Genomic DNA, 19,788 nt, shown 5'->3' with positions numbered 1-19,788 from the left:
TCAAAACGGATCAGGATTGACTGGTGGCAGAAAATGAAATGGCCAGACTTTCTATTTTCAGCCAGTTCGACAAGACGGGCGGCAGAGCAATCAGGCCAACGTCTGGATTGGAGTTCTCCACATCAAGATTGAAAGAAAACAGGAATTCCTTGGTCGTAGAATTGAGGCTGAATTCATAAATGTTCACCAGTGTCTGGTTGCTTGAGTTGAAATTGGCCGGACTCATGCCAGGGAATGCCTGGCTGATCAGGGCCATGCCGGGATTCGTCGACACATCGCCACCACCGAGTTTGGTGTTGATGAAATTGATCACGTCACCAAGATAAATCGTGACCGGCGGATCAAACGGTTCACGGTCAAGCTTGAACAGGAAACCCTTATCCACACCATCCTGTGAATTGCCGTCACCGAGCACGATTTCCGAGGCCAGCGGCACCTGCTCTTCACCTATCACCAGCGTGGTTTTAAAATTGATCGTTGTCGTACTCATGACCAGTGCGCTTTCGTTTTAAAAGAGTGAGTCATCTGCCAGCCCATCACTTGACATAAGCGACGGCAATACTGAAATCCTTGACGCCAAAACTGTCGCTGAACAGGCCAATGTAAGAGCCGCCATTGCCGCTGGCATCCATGGCAATTTCAACAGAAAATTCATTGATGGTGCCTGTTGATGTATCGGCCACGGTGGCAAAATCAAATTTTTCCAGTGTCAGCTGATTTGATATGCCAGTGTTGAAGCTGCCATCGTTCATCAGGTCGCAGAGTATCTGTGAGACCGGCAGGTTTTGCGGGTTATCCAGAGTACCGGTGACAGAAAAAGTGGGGTCGGATCTGGTCGGCATCTGCATCGCCAGATCATAACTAAAATCCGGCGGCACACTGGGCGGGCTGGTCTGCTTGCCGTAAGGGTAGAGCGCGATGGAGCCATTGAGTCCCCAGGTTGGTGTCGGTTGGCTGCTTAAGGGATTGCTGACGCTGATCCAGATCGCCAAGGGGTTCAGGTACAGGGCATTCGGATACAGCGGTATATTGACAATGCCTATTGATGTCGAAACGTTGTTGACGCTGATACTCAACGATGGCGAAGTCTTGACATACAACGACAATTCCAGCGACAACAGATTCAAGGTTGTGCTTGCCGGGTTGTAGTAATTCGTTGGCAGCGTGGTTGGGAACATGCTGGAAAACTGCGCTTGCGGCACCAGGAAATTCAGGTCGCTCAAGCCTATGCCAAAATTGCTGAACGTGGCGCTCATGGTGAAGAGGCCATTGCTCATCGGTATCTGCGTAGTCACATCACCGCTGCCATTGCCTATCTTGACCGTGGTATTGAGATTGAACTGGTCGGTAGTCGGATCATCATCCACTGTGGCCGATTGTGGCGTGGTGTTCTTGATGGCCAGGCTGGCCGCCTGCATGAGCTGGCCGCCTATCAACGGAATGCAGGCTGCCAGTGCGCTCAGTATTGCGGCGTTATTGCTCGACGCCAGGTCGATGTTGAGTATATTGTTGGTGGTCGTGACCGTGCCCGTCATGGGTACTGTCGTCATGCCCAGCATGGACGACAGGACACCCATGGCTTTGCCGGTTGCCTGCAAATCCAGGCTGGCGTTGAAATTCGTGCCGTTGATGGGCGTGCCTGAGGGCACATCAAATACCAGGATACTGAGTATGGAATTGGTCAGCGCCGGATAAGTGCTGCCATAGACATCGGTAAATTTCCAGTAAGCCATACGCTATGCCCCTGCTGTTCTTGTTTAAATGACGTTGAATTCCATGATGACAGGCAGGTGATCAGACACCGCATTGTAGGCATTCAGTACAGCCCGGCCCCTGGCCGGATACAAGTCTTCCGGCGGATCATAGATGGTGTTCTTGGCCTCACCGATGAGATCTACAACTTCTTCCTGGCCATTGCCAATGACAATATTTGGTGTAATCCAGAAAATATTATTGTCATAGGGCGCGCTCAGGTAAGCCGCTTGCCCCGCCTGATTATTGTCCAGCCGTTTCTTTACACTCGAGAGTGAATTGTTCGGCAGGTCAGTCCCGTAATTGGCCAGGTTGCTGAAAGGCCTGACCGTGACACCGTTGCCGTTCACATAGCTGTCAGTTGGCTGGCAATTGAAGTCGCCAAGGAAAAAGGTGTTCTGCACCGCCGCTGACGGGGTGTTCACCAGTTGCCTGCAAAAATCGATGGGCGGACGCATCCTGACAGCAGCACCGCCACTCGGTGGTGGATCATGTATGCCCGAGAAACGCATCGTGGTGCCCGGTTTTGACAAGACATCGAAGGTGGCAACCAGGGGTGTTCTGCCGGGCAGGAAGGCATCGGTGACGGTATTGCGTTCCAGTGTTAGTGCAGTTGGTGTCAATTCCCTGGTGTTATAAATAAAACCTACTGTTTCATGCCGCCCTGTGATGACAGGGACGATGTACTGGTAATTGTATTCCAGCGGATTATGGTTCATCGCAACAACGGCAGCATTCATCGCATCGCGCATGGCGACCAGTGTCGGCAGGCAATTACCTGAAACTGCCCCTCCTTTGCGGGAGCCGCCGGTCTTGAGTTCGATGACCACAAACAAATCGACAGGGAAGGCCGAAACGACGCCTTCCCATTGTTCTGCACCCATGACGACATTGGTCACGTAATCAAGAACGGTGTTGCCCATGCCATAGGTCTGGAACAAAGGCTGGAAGGTATTGGCCTTGGTCAGCTTGTTGAGACTGACATTTTTCAGATTCCAGGAAATTACCTTCATCGCTCATCTGCCTATGGTTATGAAACCTGTGAAACAATAAAAATTCCTACTGCTGCGCTCTTTGCCTCTGACCGGCTTGTTGCTGAAGTGCTGTTTGCCGGACTGTTTGTGCTAGTTTTTCCTGCACCCGGTTCAAGGGCTGGCAATCTGTTGGAGTTTTCCGCGGAGAAATGTTTCGGGTGCTAATAAAAATGCAACAAATCATGGATTGAAAAAATAACATCCACATACAAAATAATCAACAGAATTTACAATTCTGGAAGATATATTAAACATTTATGTCTTTTTGTACACAGCTTGTTCCGTCCTGGAAAGATTAATGCCGGGCTTTTCTGGTGTTGCCTGCAAAATCCGGCGCAAGCCGGGCAGACTTCCGTACAATGTCGCTTTGTTTTTGCCGAAAAAGAAGAATAAGCATGTCCATACAATGGTTCCCCGGTCACATGAACGCCGCCCGCAAGAAGGCGGCGGAAACCATGGAGAACACCGACCTGGTGATAGAGGTGCAGGACGCCCGTATTCCGCAGGCCTCTTGCAACCCCATGGTGGAGTCGCTGCGTACCTTTCGCCAGCGTCCCTGCCTGAAGATTTTGAACAAGGCCGACCTGGCCGACCCGAACGCAACCAAGGCCTGGCTGGATTTCTACAATGCCCAGAAAGACGTGTTCGCCGTTGCCATGAGCTGCAAAAAACCTTCCGATGTCGCCAAAGTGCCCGGCCTGGCCTTGAAGCTGGCCCCACATCGCGGTGTGCCGACCAAACCGCTGCGCATGATGATCATGGGCATACCGAATGTCGGCAAATCCACGCTGATGAATGCCTTGCTCAAAAAGCGTGTTGCCAATGTCGGCGATGAGCCGGCCGTGACCAAGACCCAGCAGCGTCTGTATCTTGGCAAGAACATGATACTGACCGATACACCCGGTATGCTGTGGCCCAAGATAGAACACCCTACCGATGGATTGATGCTGGCCGCCAGTCATGCTATTGGCGTCAATGCGCTGATTGAAGAAGAAATCGCGACCTTCCTGGCCGAGCAACTGCTGATTCATTACCCCAAATCACTGGTGACCCGCTATGGCTTCAATCTGGAAGGTATGGATGCCGTGGCCGTGATTGAAGGCGTCGCCAAAAAGCGTGCTTACAAGCTAAAAGGCGGTGACTGGGATTTTGAAAAGGCCTCGCATACCCTCTTACTTGATTACCGCAGTGGTGCTCTTGGCCGCATCAGCCTGGAGACCCCGACCAGCCGTGAACACTTGCTCGCGACCTATGTGCCACCTGTTTTGCTGGGGCAGGGCAAGAGCGTGCAGACCGGCATGGAGCCGGAACAAGAGGACGAAGAATGAGTCTGGATGCGCCCTATCTCCTGCGCACCGATGCAGATGCGGTTTGTACGTTGACGCTAAATCGCGGTGAACGCTTCAATCCCCTGTCAGAAGAAATGCTGACAGAACTGCTGGCCGCGTTCAAGGCAATTGCGGTAAATGAAAAGATACGCGTAGTCGTATTGGCCGCAGCAGGCAAGGCATTTTGTGCTGGCCATGACCTCAAGCAGATGCAGGCCAGCCCGAGTGACAAATACTACAAAGACCTGTTTGGCTTATGCAGCAAGTTGATGCTGTCCATACAAAAACTGCCGCAGCCGGTGATAGCCCGTGTGCATGGTCTGGCTACGGCAGCCGGTTGCCAGTTGGTCGCCATGTGTGACCTGGCTGTGGCGGCAGAACAGGCGCGCTTTGCCGTATCCGGTGTGAATGTCGGCCTGTTTTGCTCGACTCCCGCTGTTGCCCTGTCACGCAATGTGTCGCGCAAACAGGCGATGGAAATGCTGCTGACCGGTGATTTCATCGATGCGCAGACAGCCTTGCAGCGTGGGCTGGTCAACCGCGTTGTCAGCGCTGATCAGCTCGATACCTGCGTGGCAGAACTGGTTGCCAGCATCGTCGCCAAGCCGGCAGTGGCCATCAGCATGGGCAAGCAATTGTTTTACAAGCAACTGGAAATGGGTGTGGAAGCGGCCTATCAACTGGCCGGGCAGACCATGGCTTGCAATATGATGGATGAAGCAGCGCAAGAAGGTGTGCAGGCATTCCTGGAAAAGCGCCGGCCTGACTGGTCTTGATCTATTGCTCTTGTTTGCGGGTTCTGAAGTGGTCGGCAATCACGGCGCCAAGTGAGCACCACACGCCAGCGACAAAGCAGGTGTACAAGACTGTGTAGGAGGTGGGCAACTGGGCAGGGTTGTCGCCATAGGTGAAACTGGCGTAGGCATAGACCAGTGCAGTGGTCGCTATGCCTAGCAGGTAACCATGCATCATGGGCGATTTCTCGGCCAGATAGCCAACCAGTAAGCCAGGCAGCACGTACTGGGCAAGACCAAAAATGGTCATGAACAGCTGGTTCCCCCACAATCCGGTATCCGTGTTCACCAGTGTTGGAGGCGCTATTGACGCCTTCAGCATCGCAATAAATACGAAATACAGCAAGCCGTACACGACGGTCGACAGGGCGATCGCTTGCGTGTTTGGTTTGGAAATGAAAGGGTGGAATGCCATAGGGGCAAGATTATACCCTTTGATGTCGAAGAATTGGGCAGATTTGTCATCAAGTCGTTTGCCATGTAGCGCAAATCTGTTTGCTTGATTCGCAGCGCGGGCTTTGATGAGCCACACTCCATCTGACGTCATTCCTGCGCAGGCAGGAATCTAGTGGCGTTCGGCACAAACTATCAGATGGATTGAATCAGGGTATTGGTGTTTTGAATGTCTTGATTTTCAAATATCTGCATTCGTATTTTAAGATTGTCGCCCGGTGGTAGACCGGCAGCTACACACCTTTTTGCTTCGCCAAAAAGGTGTGCCAAAAAGGCGACCCAGGCGTCGCTGCCCCCGTTAAAGGGGGGGGCTTTGCTGCAAGTCAAAAAATGGGAAAGCCCGAAAACTCGCTACGCTCAAACATCGTCTTTCTTTTTCCATTTTCTGCCTTGCATCAAAGGCATCGACACATGGGAACTGCAAAAAAACAACCCAAACGTCATTGCGACCTTTGTATATATTCTTTTGGTTACGGTGTGCGCGCTTCTACCTCAGCCAAACACTCCACTTACCCAATCACCTTGCGCGCAAACGACTCCAGGTAATCCATCAGGCCATCTGCCGCCTTGGCGGCCTGTTCTTCATTGCCTTTGGCAATCGCCTTGGCCACCAGCATATGGCAGCGGGCGCCTTCTTCTATGTCGCCTTCATGCTGAAAGGCATACCAGAAGCGGCGGCATTTGATGATCAGCGGGATGACGGCAGCCACGGCAGAAGGGTTGCGGCAGGCTTCATGCACGACATGGTCCAGGGCCTGGTCGGCGGCCATGTAGTCATTGAGGTCATTGCGCTTGGCGGCGACCAGCATCTTGTCGGCACATTCCACGATGTCCTTGCGGTGTTGAGGTGTGGCGCGGCGGGCGGCGCTGGCGGCGATCAGTCTTTCGATGACACGGCGGGTTTCTATCAGTGTCATGTGCTCGGCTGCTTCAATATCGCTGATGATCAGGCCGCGCCTGGGCATCTGCTGTATCAGGCCATTTGATGACATGCGCATCAGGGCTTCGCGCAGGGGAGTGCGCCCCAGTCCTGTTCTTTCCACCAGTTCAGACTCAACCACCGGTGAACCGGGTTTCAATTGCAGTGTGACTATCATGCTCTCTATTGCATCATAGGCGACATCAGCAGCACGCAGTTTGGGGGCAAATGCGGGTGTTTTTTCAGGTGTGGCGAGCATCAGATATCCATGTTCTGTATTTTGTATGGATTTTACCTATTCGTGCGCAAATTTTACCTTGTAAAAGCTTGGTATTATCAAATTCTGCGCGTTTTTTTATACTTATAACTGTTTTTGATGCAAGGTCAATATATTCCTCATCACTATTTTGCCATGGACTATCCATATTTGCTGATACTTTGTGCAGAAATCAGCATAGTAATGGATTTTCTGGTGGTTTTTGCGTTAAGCTTTACAGTATAAATATAATTTAAATATATTTAAAGATGACTTGCTAATTCATCATTCGATTCTGGAGTAAATCAATTGACGCCGCACGCATCCTCGCTCAGCACTACGCCGGCATCGGCAAACCAGACCAATTTCCCGGCGCAGGAAAAGCGCCAGCAAATGGCTTCCCAACTGGCCAATGTGTTTTTTTCGGAAAGCCTGTTCGACGCCATGACAGACATGGTCTTTTTTGTCAAAGACAGTGAAGGGCGTTATCTTGTTGTTAATCAGACACTGGCAAGGCGCTGTGGCGTGCGTGACAAGGATGCCTTGCTTGGCAAAAAGGCCGAAGAGTTGTTTCCGGCTTCGCTGGCTGCCAGCTATGCTGCTCAGGATGCCATGGTACTGAGTGGCAAGAAAGAAATCCATGACCAGCTGGAATTGCATCTGTACCCGAACCGCTCACCGGGCTGGTGCCTGACCCAAAAAATCCCCTTGCGCGATACCCGCCATCAGATCATCGGCATGACTGGCATCTCACGCGACCTGGCCATGCCAGACCAGCGTCATCCTGTGTACGCCAAGATTGCCACGGCAGTTCGCCACCTGCACCAGAACTATACGCAGACCATCGCCATGGCAGACCTGGTCAAGTTGACTGGCCTGTCTGTTGCACAATTGGAACGGAATTTTCACAAAATATTTTCCCTGACGCCCAGGCAGATGATGGTCAAGATACGCCTGGACGCCGCCTCCTCCATGCTGGCCGAATCCCAGCTCAGCATTACCGATATCGCCGTTGCATGCGGTTACCAGGACCATAGCGCGTTTTCACGCATATTCAAGGCTACAGTAGGCATGACGCCCAGTGAGTACCGGGAAGTTGTGCTCAGGTCATGAGCATGTGGACAGAGTATGGAGACCGCTCAATGTGTTTCTGTAAGGAAATGTAACTGTCGTCCGGATGACAATCTTTGGTCAGGATGTGTTTTATTCTTTGCACAATGCTGCGTGGAAATGAACTGCCTGGCATACAACAAAAAAATACTGCCTGTCTGTACTTACGGTGCATGCAGGTGGAAAAATCTGGAGACAATATGTTTGTAAATTTCAATCGCTATACGGCGATGGGCCGTCTTTTGCTCATCAAGTTCATGATGTGCTGCTGTATTGCTGTCGCTCATGCCGAGGGCAACGACATCGTCATCGGTCAGTCGACCGCGCTGACCGGCATCCTGGCTGAATTGGGCGTCGCCCATTCCACTGGCGCCAAAGCCTATTTTGATTACATCAATTCCCAGGGCGGGGTGAATGGCCGGAAAATCCGTTTTATCACCCTGGATGACGCCTATGATGCCAAAAAATCGATTGCCAATGTCAGGCAGCTGATAGAAAAAGAAAAAGCCGTGGCCTTGTTTGGCATGCTGGGCACGCCAGCCAATACCGCCTTGCTGCCTGTGCTGGAAGAAGCCAATATCCTGAGTTTTGCCCCGGTGACCGGTGCCGATGTCGTGCGCAAACCTTTCAACCGCCGCATTTTCAATATCCGTGCCGGTTATACGGTAGAGACGGAAAAGATCATTGATCACCTGAATGTGCGCGGTATCAAGAAAATCGGTGTGGTGGTGCAAAACAACGCCTTTGGTAAAGAAGGCCTGGCCGGCATAGAACAGGCGGTTGCCAAACATCAGTTGAAACTGACCGCGACTGTTGGCATCAACAGCGATTCTTCTGATCTCGACAAGGCCGTCAGCGCCATGGAAGCGGCTGATGTGCAGACCATTATCCTGATCACGGCGGGCAAGCCATCAAGCGATTTTATCCAGGCATTCAATAAAAAGGTCAAGGGCATGCAGTATTTTGCCCTGTCAGTGCTGGCCTCTCAGGCGGGTATCACTGCGCTGGGCAAGGACGGTGTGGGTGTCATCATTTCTCAGGTGTTACCATTCCCTTACTCTGCCACGACGGCGTTGGTACGTGAATACCAGAAGGTGATGGGCAAGATGGGTGTCACCGAATATTCTTACCTGGGCATAGAAGGTTTTCTTGATGCCAAAGTTTTTGTCGAAGCCATCAAGCGTTCAGGCAAGGACGTCACCAGCGAACGCTTGATCACGGCCCTGGAGGGAATGGGGCGCTCAGACTTTGATGGTTTTATCGTTAACTTTGGCAAGAACAATCACCAGGGTTCTGATTATGCTGAATTGACTGTGGTGTCGAAAGACGGGCGCTTCCTGCGCTAAAAGCTGCCATAGGCTGTCATGCAAAGCCAGGTGATCAGGGGCTGGCTGATCAACTGGCAGCAGGTATCGCGTTTTGTCTAGCGTATGCCCCAGATAAAAGGATCGCGCTCATCGAGCAAAAGTTGGGCTTCTGCATTGACAAAGGCGCTACCGCGCAGGCTGGGCAAGATCCTGCCATTGCCCGCGTCGTGGTAGCTCGCTTCAAAGACACTGCCCAGTATGCTTTCCTGACGCCAGACCTGGCCCGCTGCCAGCTTGCCATCTGCTGCCAGGCAAGCCAGTTTGGCGCTGGTGCCGGTGCCACAAGGGGAACGATCATAAGCCTTGCCAGGGCAAAGCACAAAGTTCTGGCTGTGGTTGTCGGACGACATCGGTGCGCCAAACAATTCTATGTGATCGATCAGTGCACCGTCTTCACCGGTGATGCCTTGTTCTTCCAGTGCCTTGCGCACCCGCCAGCTGAAATCAGTCAACTGGTCAACATTGGACAGCTTCAAATCCTGGCCATGTTCATTGATCAGGAAGAACCAGTTGCCGCCCCAGGCAATGTCACCGCTGATGACACCATGCCCGGCCAGTTCCAGCTTCACCGCATGGCGGTAACGATAGGCCGGTACATTGTGTATGGTGACGGTATGGTCGGCATGCAGTTCGGCTTCGACGATGCCAACCGGGGTGTCGACCTTGTGCTTGCCCACACCGATTTTGCCCTGATGCGCCAGGGTGACGATAAAACCTATCATGCCGTGACCGCACATACCCAGGTAACCGACATTATTGAAGAAGATGATGCCAGCTACGCATGAAGCATCACTTGGCGTGCAGGCCAGCGCACCGACGATGACGTCCGAACCACGCGGTTCGCAGACGGTGGCTGAACGATAGTGGTCAAATTGCTCACGAAAGACTTCAAGGCGCTGTGCCAGGCTGCCGGTGCCGAGGTCAGGGCCGCCAGCCACGATAATGCGGGTAGGTTCACCACCGGTATGAGAGTCGATAACCGAGATTTTTTTCATATGATTGCCTGCATGCCAGGTGATATGTTGGGCGCAACAAGGGCAGCCCTGGCAATTGCCTGCCCCTGCTTCAGTGGACTGTATGCATTGAAACTGTTCACTGAGGGTGAATGACCGTCAGCTTAGGGGATGCCGACGGTAAAGTCTTGATGTGATTGGCTTTTTCGCATGACGAAATCGGCATAGTCATCATGCGCACAAGGGCGTGGAGCACCGGGGATTATCCGGCATTACTCAGGCTTGCCAGTGTTGACCAGGTTCTTGTAGCGTTTGATCTGTTCTTCCAGCATGGCATTTGCGCCTGGTGCCATTTTTTCAAACCCGCCCAGCATGTATCCCCCTACACTGTAGGTCAAAACCAGCTTGCTGCCGGTTTGCCCGGTTTCTGCCATGCCTGGCGCGATAAAGTCCCAGCTCATGCTGCCTGCCAGCCCCGATGATTGCATGGGGCCGAGTGCACCGCTCATGCGCAGGGCTTTGCCAGGGGCAGCATATACCACGCGCATATGTTCGACACCGCCGCCTTTGGGGAATTTTTCGCAAAAACAGCCACCAGGGCGTGCATCAATACTAAGGTTCCTGGTGTCATGGGTGTAAGTGTGCGAAGGATTCCACCAGTTGCCAACCTGGCCCACCAGCGCTTCATAGGCGACATCGGTGGTGACATTGAGCTGCACCTCATGCCTGATCTGGAAACCGTTAGGGCTGATATTGACGACTTCTGCATGGCTTGCAGCGATGCTGCCGGCAGCCAGGGTCATGCCCAGGCACGAGCGCAGGAATGAATTCATGGAAAACTCCTTTTCTGAATACCATCAAAGATTGAAACCGGATTTATCAAACTTTCGCACTTTTTTGACACCTACAGATGGTAAAGTACGTTTCGCGTTTTGACCATGCGATAATCGAACCAGAATCAGGAAATAATTAAACTTGTTGCATGAATCCGCCTGCTGCCAAAACTGAAAAAAAGATACCGAAAGAGATCAAAAGACGTCTTACCGGCGGCTTGATCATCTCTTTATTGGTACATGCTTTCATCCTTTCATTGCAGTTTGGCTTGCCAGGTTTGGGTATGCCTGCGTTGGAAGCTCCATGGAATAAGCGCCGTGCCGAAACCCCGGCGATTACTGTGCAAATTGCCAATTCAGCAGCACCGACTAATCCAGAGCACAGCACACCGGCCAGTAACGTTGCCAACCATGAGCTTGTGCCGCCGGTACCGGCGGTGGCAGACATCAAACCCAAACCGCTGACAGAAACGGTTACGGCAAGTGCAGCAGCACCTGTGACTACGGCCAGCAACAAGAGTGAGAGCAAGGCGGCCATTTCCGGCATACGACTGGTTGCACCGCGCAAGGCCGAGCCCGTACCCGCTCCGGTGCAGGCCAAAACCAGCAATAAGCCACGTGCCGCCAAAAAATTTAATGCTGACGCCACGCCACCAGTGGCGCAGAAACGCAAAGTCCAGTCGCCTGACCTGACCCGCGTCATCACCCAAGACATCCCTCGTGATGAAAGCTTTACCATGGCCGTGCCCAATCCAGATGACTTGCCCAAAAAAGCGGATGCTGAGCCTGACCCCAAAAAACAATATGATGACGTCACCCAGCCAGGTGTAGATGAAGAATCGGCAGAAGAAAAAGCAGCCAAGGCCCAGGAGAAAGAGCAAAGACGCAAAAAACGTGAAGAACTGATGCGCAAGAAGGCCGATGAGCTGGCACAGCAGGCGGCAGCTGACGGCAAAGAACAAATGAAGCAAGTCGCCAGACAGATTGAAGACGACAGCCGCAAACTGGCCGAAGATGCCAGCCGTGCGCAGGCCGCCGCACTGGCTTTGCAAAAACAGCAGGAAGCCGAAGAACAAAATCGCCGCGCCCAGCGTGAGGCGGCCGCAGCAGAAGAGCTGAAGCTGGCAGAACAAAAACGTCAGGACGACAACAAACGCCAGGAAGAAGAACGCCAGCTGCGTGCACAGCAATTGCAACTGGCACTGGCGCAAGCACAAAAAGACCAACAGCAAAAAGAACAGCAACTACGCGAGCAGCAGGCCAAAGAGCAACAAGCTGCCCTGGAAGCTGAAAAACGCAAGCAGGAAGAACAACGCCAGCAAGCCGCAGTACGCCAGAAACAGGCGGAAGACCTGCTGGCCAGGCAAAAAGCAGAAGAGCAGTCAGCCAGACAAAAGGCAGATGAACTCGCAGCGCGGCAACGTGCAGAACAAGTCGCCGCCGAACAGCGTGCACAAGCACAAGCACAAGCACAAGCACAAGCACAAGCACAAGCACAAGCACAAGCACAAGCACAAGCACAAGCACAAGCACAAGCACAAGCCGCTGCTGCCAAGGCCGCGGCAGCGCAGGCTGCTGCTAATGCTGCCAGTGCCGCCAATCAGGCAGCCGCCAATAATCACAGCGCCAATACCGGAAGCAGCACTGGTCCAAGCACCGGTCAGCAAAACAATGCTGGCGCGACCACTCCCGGCAATGGCAGTACCCAGGGCAACCAGGCTGATCCTTTTGTTCTGCCCAAAAACCTGCCTGGTAGCGACCTCGCCAGTCGCGCCAGGGAGCAGGCGCGTGGCCTGGACCTGTTGCGAGGCACACCGCCAGCACAAAGAACAGACATGGTGGAACGTCCGCAACGCCGCAGCCTGTTCGGCAGCCAGGCCAAGGACGTGCCTGTGCGTCTGTACATAGAAAGCTGGAAACAGAAAATAGAACGCAATGGCAACCTGAATTATTCGCAAATCTCCAAAGACCGTGCGCGTGGTGACCCGGTTGTCGTCGTGCTGGTGCGCAGTGACGGCAGCATAGAGGACATTACTCTGCTGCGCTCCAGTGGCCGTGCTGACATTGATGAAGCAGTACGCCGCATTGTGCGCCTGAATGCCAAATATTCTGCTTTCCCGCCGAATATCGCAGCCCAGTATGACGTCATCGAAATCCGGCATATCTGGAATTTTGATGACAAGTTGCGGCTGATTGAAGAATTGCGTTGACGGCAGGTCTTTGTAGTCGTTGTCAGTGTCGGCTACCGTTGACGTATTTGTGTTATCCCCTCCCAAAAAACTGATGCAGAAAATAAAAAACTATTCCTACGTCTCCTTTGCACTTGCTGGAGTTAGCGTGGCTGTCGCCATCATGTCCGGCTTTGGTGAAAATCTGCAATCACTGACCTTGCTGTTTTTCTCTGATCCGGGACATGCAGGCCTGACAGATATCATCTCAGGGCAGATATGGCGTCTGCTGACTCCGATGTTCATCCACTTCGGCGCCATGCATCTGCTGTTTAACATGTTGTGGTTATGGGACTTGGGCGCTGTCATTGAAAACAGGAAGGGTCCGACATTTCTGATGGGTTTTGTACTGGCTGTCTCTGCGACATCGAACCTGGTTCAGTATCTGTTTTCACAATCGCCCTATTTTGGCGGCATGTCAGGTGTCGTCTATGGCCTGTTTGCCTATGTCTGGATACGCGGGCGCTATGACGCCAGTTTCAGCAGCGGCATGCGCAAGGCGACGGTGCATATTTTATTGCCAGGCCAGGGAACCCGCACCTGGCAAGGGGTCAAGGCAAGGTCGTCGGTTTGGTCAGGTAGCTGGTTGAGTAAGTCTTGAATTGCCCGCCGTCGGTATTGATATTGGTCTGATTGACTTCACCGGGGCTGAAGACTGCGCCCAGGCCGCCGACGGCAACCATATCGGCAGTGTGGGTCAAAAAGTAACGGACCTTGTTGTCGCGCCATTTGCCTGCCGAACCAAATTGTGTGGATGGTACGCCCATCGGTGTCTGCCACCACAGCACGGGTAATTGCAGGCCCTGGTAATAGCTTTTTGCCAGTGCAAAATGATCGTTGAAGTTGGGGGAGGTCAGATTGCTTTCATCCCAGTACCAGCCGGTGCCGGCACGGGTGCAATACGACACTTGCGGCAGGCTTTCAAAACAGCCGGCGTCCCTGTCCAGGGTTTGCATGACGATGAAGTCAGCCTTGTCGGCATCAAGCTTGAGCATGTATTGCATGGCCGTGGCATACAGGTCGCCAAACAGGGCGGGGGGAAAGCCCACATAGGCATTTGGCGCCTGTGTCCTGGCCATTTGCAGCAGGCACTGGCTGATGCCTTTGACGCTGTTTGACAGGTTGGCGCAGTCGGGGTTGATCGTGACCTGTGCCGGCACCGTGACCGGGTCGGCGTTGTTTGATGCCCTTTGGGTATAGCCCCAGAAATCCGGCTCAAAATTGACCAGGGTGGGTTTGCCATAAGCCTTGATCTGCTGGAACATCAGGCGCACATTGTTCCAGTAATTTTGCATGAAGGTCGTGTTGGTCAGGCCGCTCAGGTTGCCATCACCATTGCTGGCCATCTGGTACAGCGTGAACATGGGGACTGCGCCAAGCTTTTCGGCATTCTGGGCGACGATCTGTACATAGGCGCCAGACGGGCTGTTCCAGGTCGGCCATGAGCCGGCGCCAACACCCACCAGGTACTGGTCATAGATATCAGGTTTGAGGCTTTGTCTTTGTACGTCTGCAATATCGACAGTACCCAGGCCCACCAGAAAACGTGTTGGCCTGCCGAGTTTGGCAGCCAGTGCTGCAGCTTTTTTTTCCAGTGTCACGACCGTGGTGCTGCCGGTCGTCGTGCCCGTTCCTGTGGTGGTTCCTGTCGTTGTTCCTGTAGAAGTCCCGGTACCGGTCGTCGTCCCCGTATTTGTTCCTGTGCCCGTTGTGGTACCTGTACCGGTATTGGTTCCGGTACCTGTAGTGGCGCCTGTTGTCGTGGCAGAAGTTGATCCACCACCGCCACCGCAGGCACTGGTGGCGAGCAGCAAGCTTGCCGCGAGGAAAAGAGGGAGCTTCATAATACAAAAAAGATGACGTCAAAGGATCTTCACATGATAGACCAAGGCGTTCACGCTGACCTGCATGAGGGGTAAAGCTTGCTGGTAAAATCACAATCCTTCACAATGTTGATATGTTGAATCCCCTTTCCAGGCGCAGTCTTTGCCTACAATGCCACCGTCCCGTCGCCAGTTGTATTTGCCGCTGGGTACAAACGGTCGCCAACTTGCCGGAAGTAGTTGTCTTGCAACATCCGCTTGAAGTGCGACAGGCCAAAGGCAGCGCCCGCCTGCTGATGCTTTGCCTGCAAAATGCAGGATTGCTGAAAGGCGAGGCATTTGATGAAGCACCATTGCAAACCGTCTTGCATGCCGGTGGACGTCAACCTGTCCTGCTTTACCCGGCAACCGATACGAGCGAAGCAGCTGACCTGCTGTTTGACCCAGCGGCTTTTGATATGAGCGGGCAAGTAACTGAAAACATACGCCTGATCATACTTGACGCCACCTGGCGCAAAAGTCGCAAGATGCTCTACCTGAATCCCATCCTGCAACAGTTGCCGCGTATGAGTCTGCAAGACATGCCCGCTTCACACTATCGCATACGCAAGGCGCATGCGCCTGATCAGTTGTCGACGCTGGAAGCAACCTGTTATGCGCTGATGCAACTAGAGCGGAATGAGACAAAATATCAGCCGCTGTTACAAGCCTTTGATGGGTTTGTAGGACAGCAGATGGCTTTATCCACACCTGCATGACGAAAAGCAGAAGTGTGCAAGCTTCTCATTGACCCGGGGTACGGGTCTTCGCAAATGCCGGTCATCCTGTTTCAAGGTTTCAGGCCCGCTCTTTTGTCCTTGAAAAATATCCAGGCTTCTTCAGCGATTTCCAGGTCTGTGTTTTGCGGGCCGACGATACTGCCATAGAAAGCACCCACCCGCTTGCTGATGCTGGGTTCAATATGGCCGCCGCCTGTGATCTCCAATAGCTCTACTTGCAGCTTGTTGGAATGTTCACCCCACAGCATGCGTCTGGCGCTGGTGGGATTTGCCGTATCATCGTGCGGGAAAGTATGGACTGCTGGTGTGTCTGGTAATCGTGCGAGTTTGCTCCAGTACTCCGCGCTGTCTTCTGCACTGAGCACGCTGCCGCGTGAACGTGACCGGGCAAAGCGTATCTCGCCACCTGCATAGGGCATGACGGGGTCTTTGGTGCCGGCTACGAGCATGACGGAGAGCGGGGTCTCTGGCAGGCTACATTTGCTTAGTGCCGCCATGGCCGCACCGACGGTGGCGACACCAGCCAGCCTGGGGGCGATTTCGCCGGCCAGGCGCAAAGCCATCAAGCCGCCATTTGACATGCCCATGACATAGACCCTGGCCGGGTCCACATCGTGCTCTGCTATCGCTTTGTCGATCATGCTGCTGATCAGGGCGCTGTCATCGCTATTGGGGTTGCTTGATGCATCGCGCCTGCAATCATTCCATCCCTGGATACTGTCGCTTCCCTTGCTGCCATCCGGAGCCATGATGACGATTTGTTCCCGGTCAGCGATAGGCAGCCATAAAGACAAGGGGGCGGCCAGTCTCCCCTGTCCCAGCAGTTGTGCGGCAGTACCGCCATGGCCATGCAACAGGATGAGCAAAGCGTGTTTGCCGGGTAAAGGAGGCTGCGGCAGCGCCAGCAGGTAATGCCGCTGACCCTCGGGCCGTTCCAGGTAAACTGAACTGACGGTGGCCGCCAGAGCTGGTGTCGCAGCAAAGCTGACGCAAGCAGTCAGCATGAACAAAATACGATTCAACATGGCGGAACCTATGGAGTGATCGGGACCTGCAAGAGCGTGTTTTGCCAGCTCCTGCGATTGTATTGCTGACATGATAGCGCAAGCAGATACCTGCAATCCCGAAAGCAAGCAATATAACCACTCTGGCGTCGTACGACATGGTGAAAGAAGCACATGGTCTGCTTTTACTGACACTGCACAGAACTTGCAGAAATCTGCCCGCATAAAAAAGCCCCGCTTTTTGCGGGGCTTGGGTTCTGGTTTGCTTCAAATCATTAGTGCATCAAATCAATACATTAATAATCGCATTACCTATCCCTATCAAAGCTGCACCAGAGATCAAGCCGGCACAGATAGGTTCGCAGCCTTCTACCCAGAAATCATGGCCTTTGCTGCCGGGCGTACTGTTCTTGCGGCCCATCCACCAGAAAATGGCAGCGCCTATCCACATGGCCAGACAGGACTCTGGCGGCAGGATGACGCCCAGGCCAATGGAGACTGCAGACAGCGGGAAACGGCCCTTGGTGAAAATTCGGGCAACTTCGATCATGATGGCTGCAATGGCTGCCACGATGATGGCGGTAATCGCGGATGATGGCAGACTGCTGAAGCCTTTGGCGATCAGTTCCGCCACGCCTTTCCACTGCATTGCGCCAGGGAAGGCAAATTTGTCAGACACGATGGTGGCGGTAGAGCGCACGCCATTGGCATCTGGCGGCAAAAACAGCAGAAAGTACAGCGGTACACAAGCCAGCGCGCCAGAGAAAATGCCGATCAGGTGGCCTATTGCCTGCTGTCTCGGTTTTGCACCTAGCATATAGCCGGGCTTGATGTCAGAAAGCAGGTTGGATGCATTCGACGCCACTTCTGCCGTCATGCCGGCAGGGATCAGATTATTGGCCGGGTTGGCATTGTCGATGGCGCCCATGCTGAACTGGGTGATCTTGGACAGGGTGCTCGTTGGTGTCCACGAGGTCAGCGCCATCGCATTGGCGCAGATGATGGTCAGGATGAACACCAGGGGCAGGGTAATGATGGACATCAGCCAGGGCACGCCAAAGAATTCGTGGGTAGTCCAGGCCGCCAGTACACTGAAAATGGGGATGCCGATGTAGGAAATGATCAGCGGTACTTCGATATGATCAAGGATATTGCTACCCTTGTCGGCGACTTTATTCTTGTCTGCTTTTTTGAAGATACTGGTAAACAGCTCCGGCTTGGCCGCCAGGCTGATAAAGGACGCCACCACCATCATCGAGACAGCCCACCACAGACCCCACTGGTTGACGATTTCAGTGCGTGAGATAGGTACGATCTTGCCGCTGGGGGCGATACGTTCAATGATGTCGCCACGCTGTATCATCCATGGCGCCAAAAAGACGAAATTGATAATGGTACCGAGCATGATGCTGCTGGCTACCCGTATGCCCATCAGGCCACCAACGCCGAGCATGGCGGCATCGAGGGTAAAGCGCAGGCCCAGGGCGCGGAAATCAACACCAAGGATTTTGGGGATCAGCAAATCATATTTAACGGCGGCTGTGTAATAGTAATGATCGATGCGTTCCTGTAGATGCCAGGCTTCAGTCATGCTGGTCCATTTATCCATGCGCAGGATCTTGAACTGGATCAGCTTCATCCAGCCGTCACTGGTGATCATCTGGTAAAACGCCGTCCACATGGCGGTAAAAGCCATCAGGCGAGCCTTGTACATACCGCTGGCCGCTTCACCGGTATAGACCGCATCAAGCACCACGCCGCAGGCGCGACCTTCGGGGAAGGGGAGCTGGTCTTCATTGATGAAACGGCGTTTCATCGGGAAGGCCACCAGTACACCCAATACGGAGCAGATACTCATCCACACCACCAGGTGCCACCAGGTCACTACTGTGCCGCTGATGAGCATATAGGCAGACAGCGCCGTATTGAGCGGCATGGTCATGTAACCGGCTGCGGTGGCGATGGACTGGGTACAGTTGTTTTCCAGTATCGTGAAGTCTTTGGCCAGGCCCAGGTTGGCCAGCATCTTGAAAATACCGAAAGCCAGGATAACTGCAGTCAGACCTACACCGATGGTGATGCCAGTCTTGGCGCCGATGTACAGCGCAGTTGCAGACAATATGCCGCCGAGTAAAAAGCCGGTGAAGGCAGAGCGCAGGGTCAATTGCGCCATGTCACCCCGGTAAATATTGGCGAACCACCACTCGTCCTTCTGGGCGCGGGTCCAGGTCCGTATTTGCTCGTCGCTTAATTGTTGCAGCGCCATATTTTCTCCAACGCGGGTTATTTTGCTTGATGGTGATGCCAGCCCGTTTCAAATTGGCAAGATCATTGCAAATATGAAACTTAACGCTGGAAATATGAAAATTTTCTTTCAAGTGCGGCAGTATCCAAGCGGCGGAGGTTTTCTGTCAAGCGGACTGAAGGAAAAAAACTGCCTGCTATCGCGCCACTTGACTTGCGTCGTCCTGATCGACATGATCAGGACGACGTTTCTGGCCTGTAAATGCAGGCTATCAGTGTTTGTTCAACGCTAATGCTGTCTTGCGAACAGCGGCAGCGATGTCGTTGCTGATGTCGGGGTTCTGCACTGCCCTGGCAAGCGTGACGCCGCCAACCAATAGCGCTAGCAGGGCAATTGCTTCTTCACGTTTGGCGTCAGGCTGTCCGTCCAGGCCTGCAGCCACTGTCTCTATAATGGCTTGTAATTCTCTTTCATACGCTATCCGGGTTTCTTCTGTGGCCCGTGCCACTTCGGTCGATAGACTTTGCAATGCGCAACTGTCTGCCAAATCGCAAGTGCGACGCTCCCCAAGGTAAAAATCGATGAATGCCGTGCGCCAACCGCTCCCAAGTTGCTCGCGGGCCTGGCTTACCCCCAGTTTCAGGTCTTCGAGGCCAGCAACTACCGCCTCACGAAAAGCAACTGCCTTTGATTTGAAATGGGCATAGAAAGCCCCCGAGGTCACCTCTGCATCCTTGGCCAGCCCGTCGACACCAGAGCCACCAAATCCCCGGCTACGGAAGCCCCGGCCTGCGCTTTTGAGTATCTTTGCCTTGCTTTCTTCTTTTTGTCCCACCCGATGTGCCATGTAAAAAAACCTCGAGAATAAAAATAATATTTAAGACTTTACAAAATAACGATCGTTATGTGA

The 19,788-nt window shown here is 53.3% G+C and carries 19 protein-coding genes; 7 read left to right on the top strand and 12 right to left on the bottom strand.

Features of this window, described 5'->3' with window-relative positions:
• Positions 1–10 precede the first annotated feature (10 nt).
• From LZ463_RS17955 to LZ463_RS17945, 3 genes are read right to left on the bottom strand one after another with little or no spacing between them, the layout of a single operon-like run.
• Positions 11–490, bottom strand: a complete 480-nt coding sequence (locus LZ463_RS17955; RefSeq protein WP_241457191.1) for a hypothetical protein — start codon at positions 488–490, stop codon at positions 11–13.
• 46 nt (positions 491–536) lie between these two features.
• Positions 537–1,733, bottom strand: a complete 1,197-nt coding sequence (locus tag LZ463_RS17950; RefSeq protein ID WP_241457190.1) for a hypothetical protein — start codon at positions 1,731–1,733, stop codon at positions 537–539.
• Positions 1,734–1,757: 24 nt separating this feature from the next.
• Positions 1,758–2,765, bottom strand: coding sequence for an exonuclease/endonuclease/phosphatase family protein (locus tag LZ463_RS17945; protein WP_241457189.1), 1,008 nt, complete (start codon positions 2,763–2,765; stop codon positions 1,758–1,760).
• A 416-nt stretch (positions 2,766–3,181) separates the two neighbouring features.
• Between LZ463_RS17945 and ylqF the strand changes: the two genes are divergently transcribed.
• Positions 3,182–4,114: a ribosome biogenesis GTPase YlqF gene (gene ylqF, locus LZ463_RS17940; RefSeq protein ID WP_241457188.1), complete on the top strand. Its 933-nt coding sequence runs from the start codon at positions 3,182–3,184 to the stop codon at positions 4,112–4,114.
• Entirely contained in the window at positions 4,111–4,890 is a 780-nt protein-coding gene (locus LZ463_RS17935) for an enoyl-CoA hydratase (RefSeq protein WP_241457187.1), read from the top strand. Before ylqF ends, LZ463_RS17935 begins: the two co-directional genes overlap by 4 nt.
• Before the next feature lies 1 nt (position 4,891).
• On the opposite strand, the gene LZ463_RS17930 is transcribed toward LZ463_RS17935, so the two are convergent.
• From LZ463_RS17930 to LZ463_RS17920, 3 genes are all read right to left on the bottom strand, one after another.
• Positions 4,892–5,323: a hypothetical protein gene (locus tag LZ463_RS17930; RefSeq protein ID WP_241457186.1), complete on the bottom strand. Its 432-nt coding sequence runs from the start codon at positions 5,321–5,323 to the stop codon at positions 4,892–4,894.
• Positions 5,324–5,870: 547 nt separating this feature from the next.
• On the bottom strand, positions 5,871–6,539 hold the full coding sequence (locus LZ463_RS17925) for a GntR family transcriptional regulator (protein WP_241457185.1): 669 nt from the start codon (positions 6,537–6,539) through the stop codon (positions 5,871–5,873).
• On the bottom strand, positions 6,523–6,705 hold the full coding sequence (locus LZ463_RS17920) for a hypothetical protein (protein ID WP_241457184.1): 183 nt from the start codon (positions 6,703–6,705) through the stop codon (positions 6,523–6,525). Before LZ463_RS17920 ends, LZ463_RS17925 begins: the two co-directional genes overlap by 17 nt.
• Before the next feature lie 140 nt (positions 6,706–6,845).
• Between LZ463_RS17920 and LZ463_RS17915 the strand changes: the two genes are divergently transcribed.
• Both LZ463_RS17915 and LZ463_RS17910 read left to right on the top strand, forming a co-directional pair.
• Positions 6,846–7,649, top strand: coding sequence for an AraC family transcriptional regulator (locus LZ463_RS17915; RefSeq protein ID WP_241457183.1), 804 nt, complete (start codon positions 6,846–6,848; stop codon positions 7,647–7,649).
• 197 nt (positions 7,650–7,846) lie between these two features.
• Positions 7,847–8,992: an ABC transporter substrate-binding protein gene (locus LZ463_RS17910; protein ID WP_241457182.1), complete on the top strand. Its 1,146-nt coding sequence runs from the start codon at positions 7,847–7,849 to the stop codon at positions 8,990–8,992.
• Between the two features lie 77 nt (positions 8,993–9,069).
• Here LZ463_RS17910 and LZ463_RS17905 read toward each other — a convergent pair whose 3' ends face one another.
• Positions 9,070–10,008 carry a 4-hydroxyproline epimerase gene (locus tag LZ463_RS17905; protein ID WP_241457181.1) on the bottom strand — a complete coding sequence of 313 codons (939 nt, stop codon included), beginning with the start codon at positions 10,006–10,008 and terminating at the stop codon, positions 9,070–9,072.
• A 230-nt stretch (positions 10,009–10,238) separates the two neighbouring features.
• Positions 10,239–10,799 carry an SRPBCC family protein gene (locus tag LZ463_RS17900; protein ID WP_241457180.1) on the bottom strand — a complete coding sequence of 187 codons (561 nt, stop codon included), beginning with the start codon at positions 10,797–10,799 and terminating at the stop codon, positions 10,239–10,241.
• A 149-nt stretch (positions 10,800–10,948) separates the two neighbouring features.
• On the opposite strand from LZ463_RS17900, the gene LZ463_RS17895 reads away from it, so the two are divergent.
• Together LZ463_RS17895 and LZ463_RS17890 are read left to right on the top strand one after the other, a co-directional pair.
• Entirely contained in the window at positions 10,949–13,009 is a 2,061-nt protein-coding gene (locus tag LZ463_RS17895) for an energy transducer TonB (protein ID WP_241457179.1), read from the top strand.
• Between the two features lie 127 nt (positions 13,010–13,136).
• Positions 13,137–13,628 (top strand): rhomboid family intramembrane serine protease, encoded by a 492-nt coding sequence (locus tag LZ463_RS17890; RefSeq protein ID WP_241457178.1) that lies wholly within the window; start codon positions 13,137–13,139, stop codon positions 13,626–13,628.
• On the opposite strand, the gene LZ463_RS17885 is transcribed toward LZ463_RS17890, so the two are convergent.
• Positions 13,579–14,871 (bottom strand): hypothetical protein, encoded by a 1,293-nt coding sequence (locus LZ463_RS17885; RefSeq protein ID WP_241457177.1) that lies wholly within the window; start codon positions 14,869–14,871, stop codon positions 13,579–13,581. The two genes, LZ463_RS17890 and LZ463_RS17885, sit on opposite strands and share 50 nt — an antisense overlap.
• Before the next feature lie 113 nt (positions 14,872–14,984).
• Between LZ463_RS17885 and LZ463_RS17880 the strand changes: the two genes are divergently transcribed.
• Positions 14,985–15,608, top strand: coding sequence for a tRNA-uridine aminocarboxypropyltransferase (locus LZ463_RS17880; RefSeq protein WP_241457176.1), 624 nt, complete (start codon positions 14,985–14,987; stop codon positions 15,606–15,608).
• Positions 15,609–15,679: 71 nt separating this feature from the next.
• Here the strand turns inward: LZ463_RS17880 and LZ463_RS17875 are convergent, their stop codons facing one another.
• The 3 genes from LZ463_RS17875 to LZ463_RS17865 form a co-directional block, all read right to left on the bottom strand.
• Positions 15,680–16,726, bottom strand: a complete 1,047-nt coding sequence (locus LZ463_RS17875; RefSeq protein WP_241457175.1) for a CE1 family esterase — start codon at positions 16,724–16,726, stop codon at positions 15,680–15,682.
• A 190-nt stretch (positions 16,727–16,916) separates the two neighbouring features.
• Positions 16,917–18,899: an OPT family oligopeptide transporter gene (locus tag LZ463_RS17870; protein WP_241457174.1), complete on the bottom strand. Its 1,983-nt coding sequence runs from the start codon at positions 18,897–18,899 to the stop codon at positions 16,917–16,919.
• Positions 18,900–19,149: 250 nt separating this feature from the next.
• A complete protein-coding gene (locus LZ463_RS17865; protein ID WP_241457173.1) occupies positions 19,150–19,725 on the bottom strand; it encodes a TetR/AcrR family transcriptional regulator in 576 nt (191 codons plus the stop codon).
• Between the last annotated feature and the right edge of the window lie 63 nt (positions 19,726–19,788).

It is taken from the genome of Undibacterium paludis (assembly GCF_022568815.1).
Lineage (GTDB): Bacteria > Pseudomonadota > Gammaproteobacteria > Burkholderiales > Burkholderiaceae_D > Undibacterium.
Note: the sequence above shows the minus strand (reverse complement) of the source record. Positions and strands in the feature narration are given on the sequence as shown.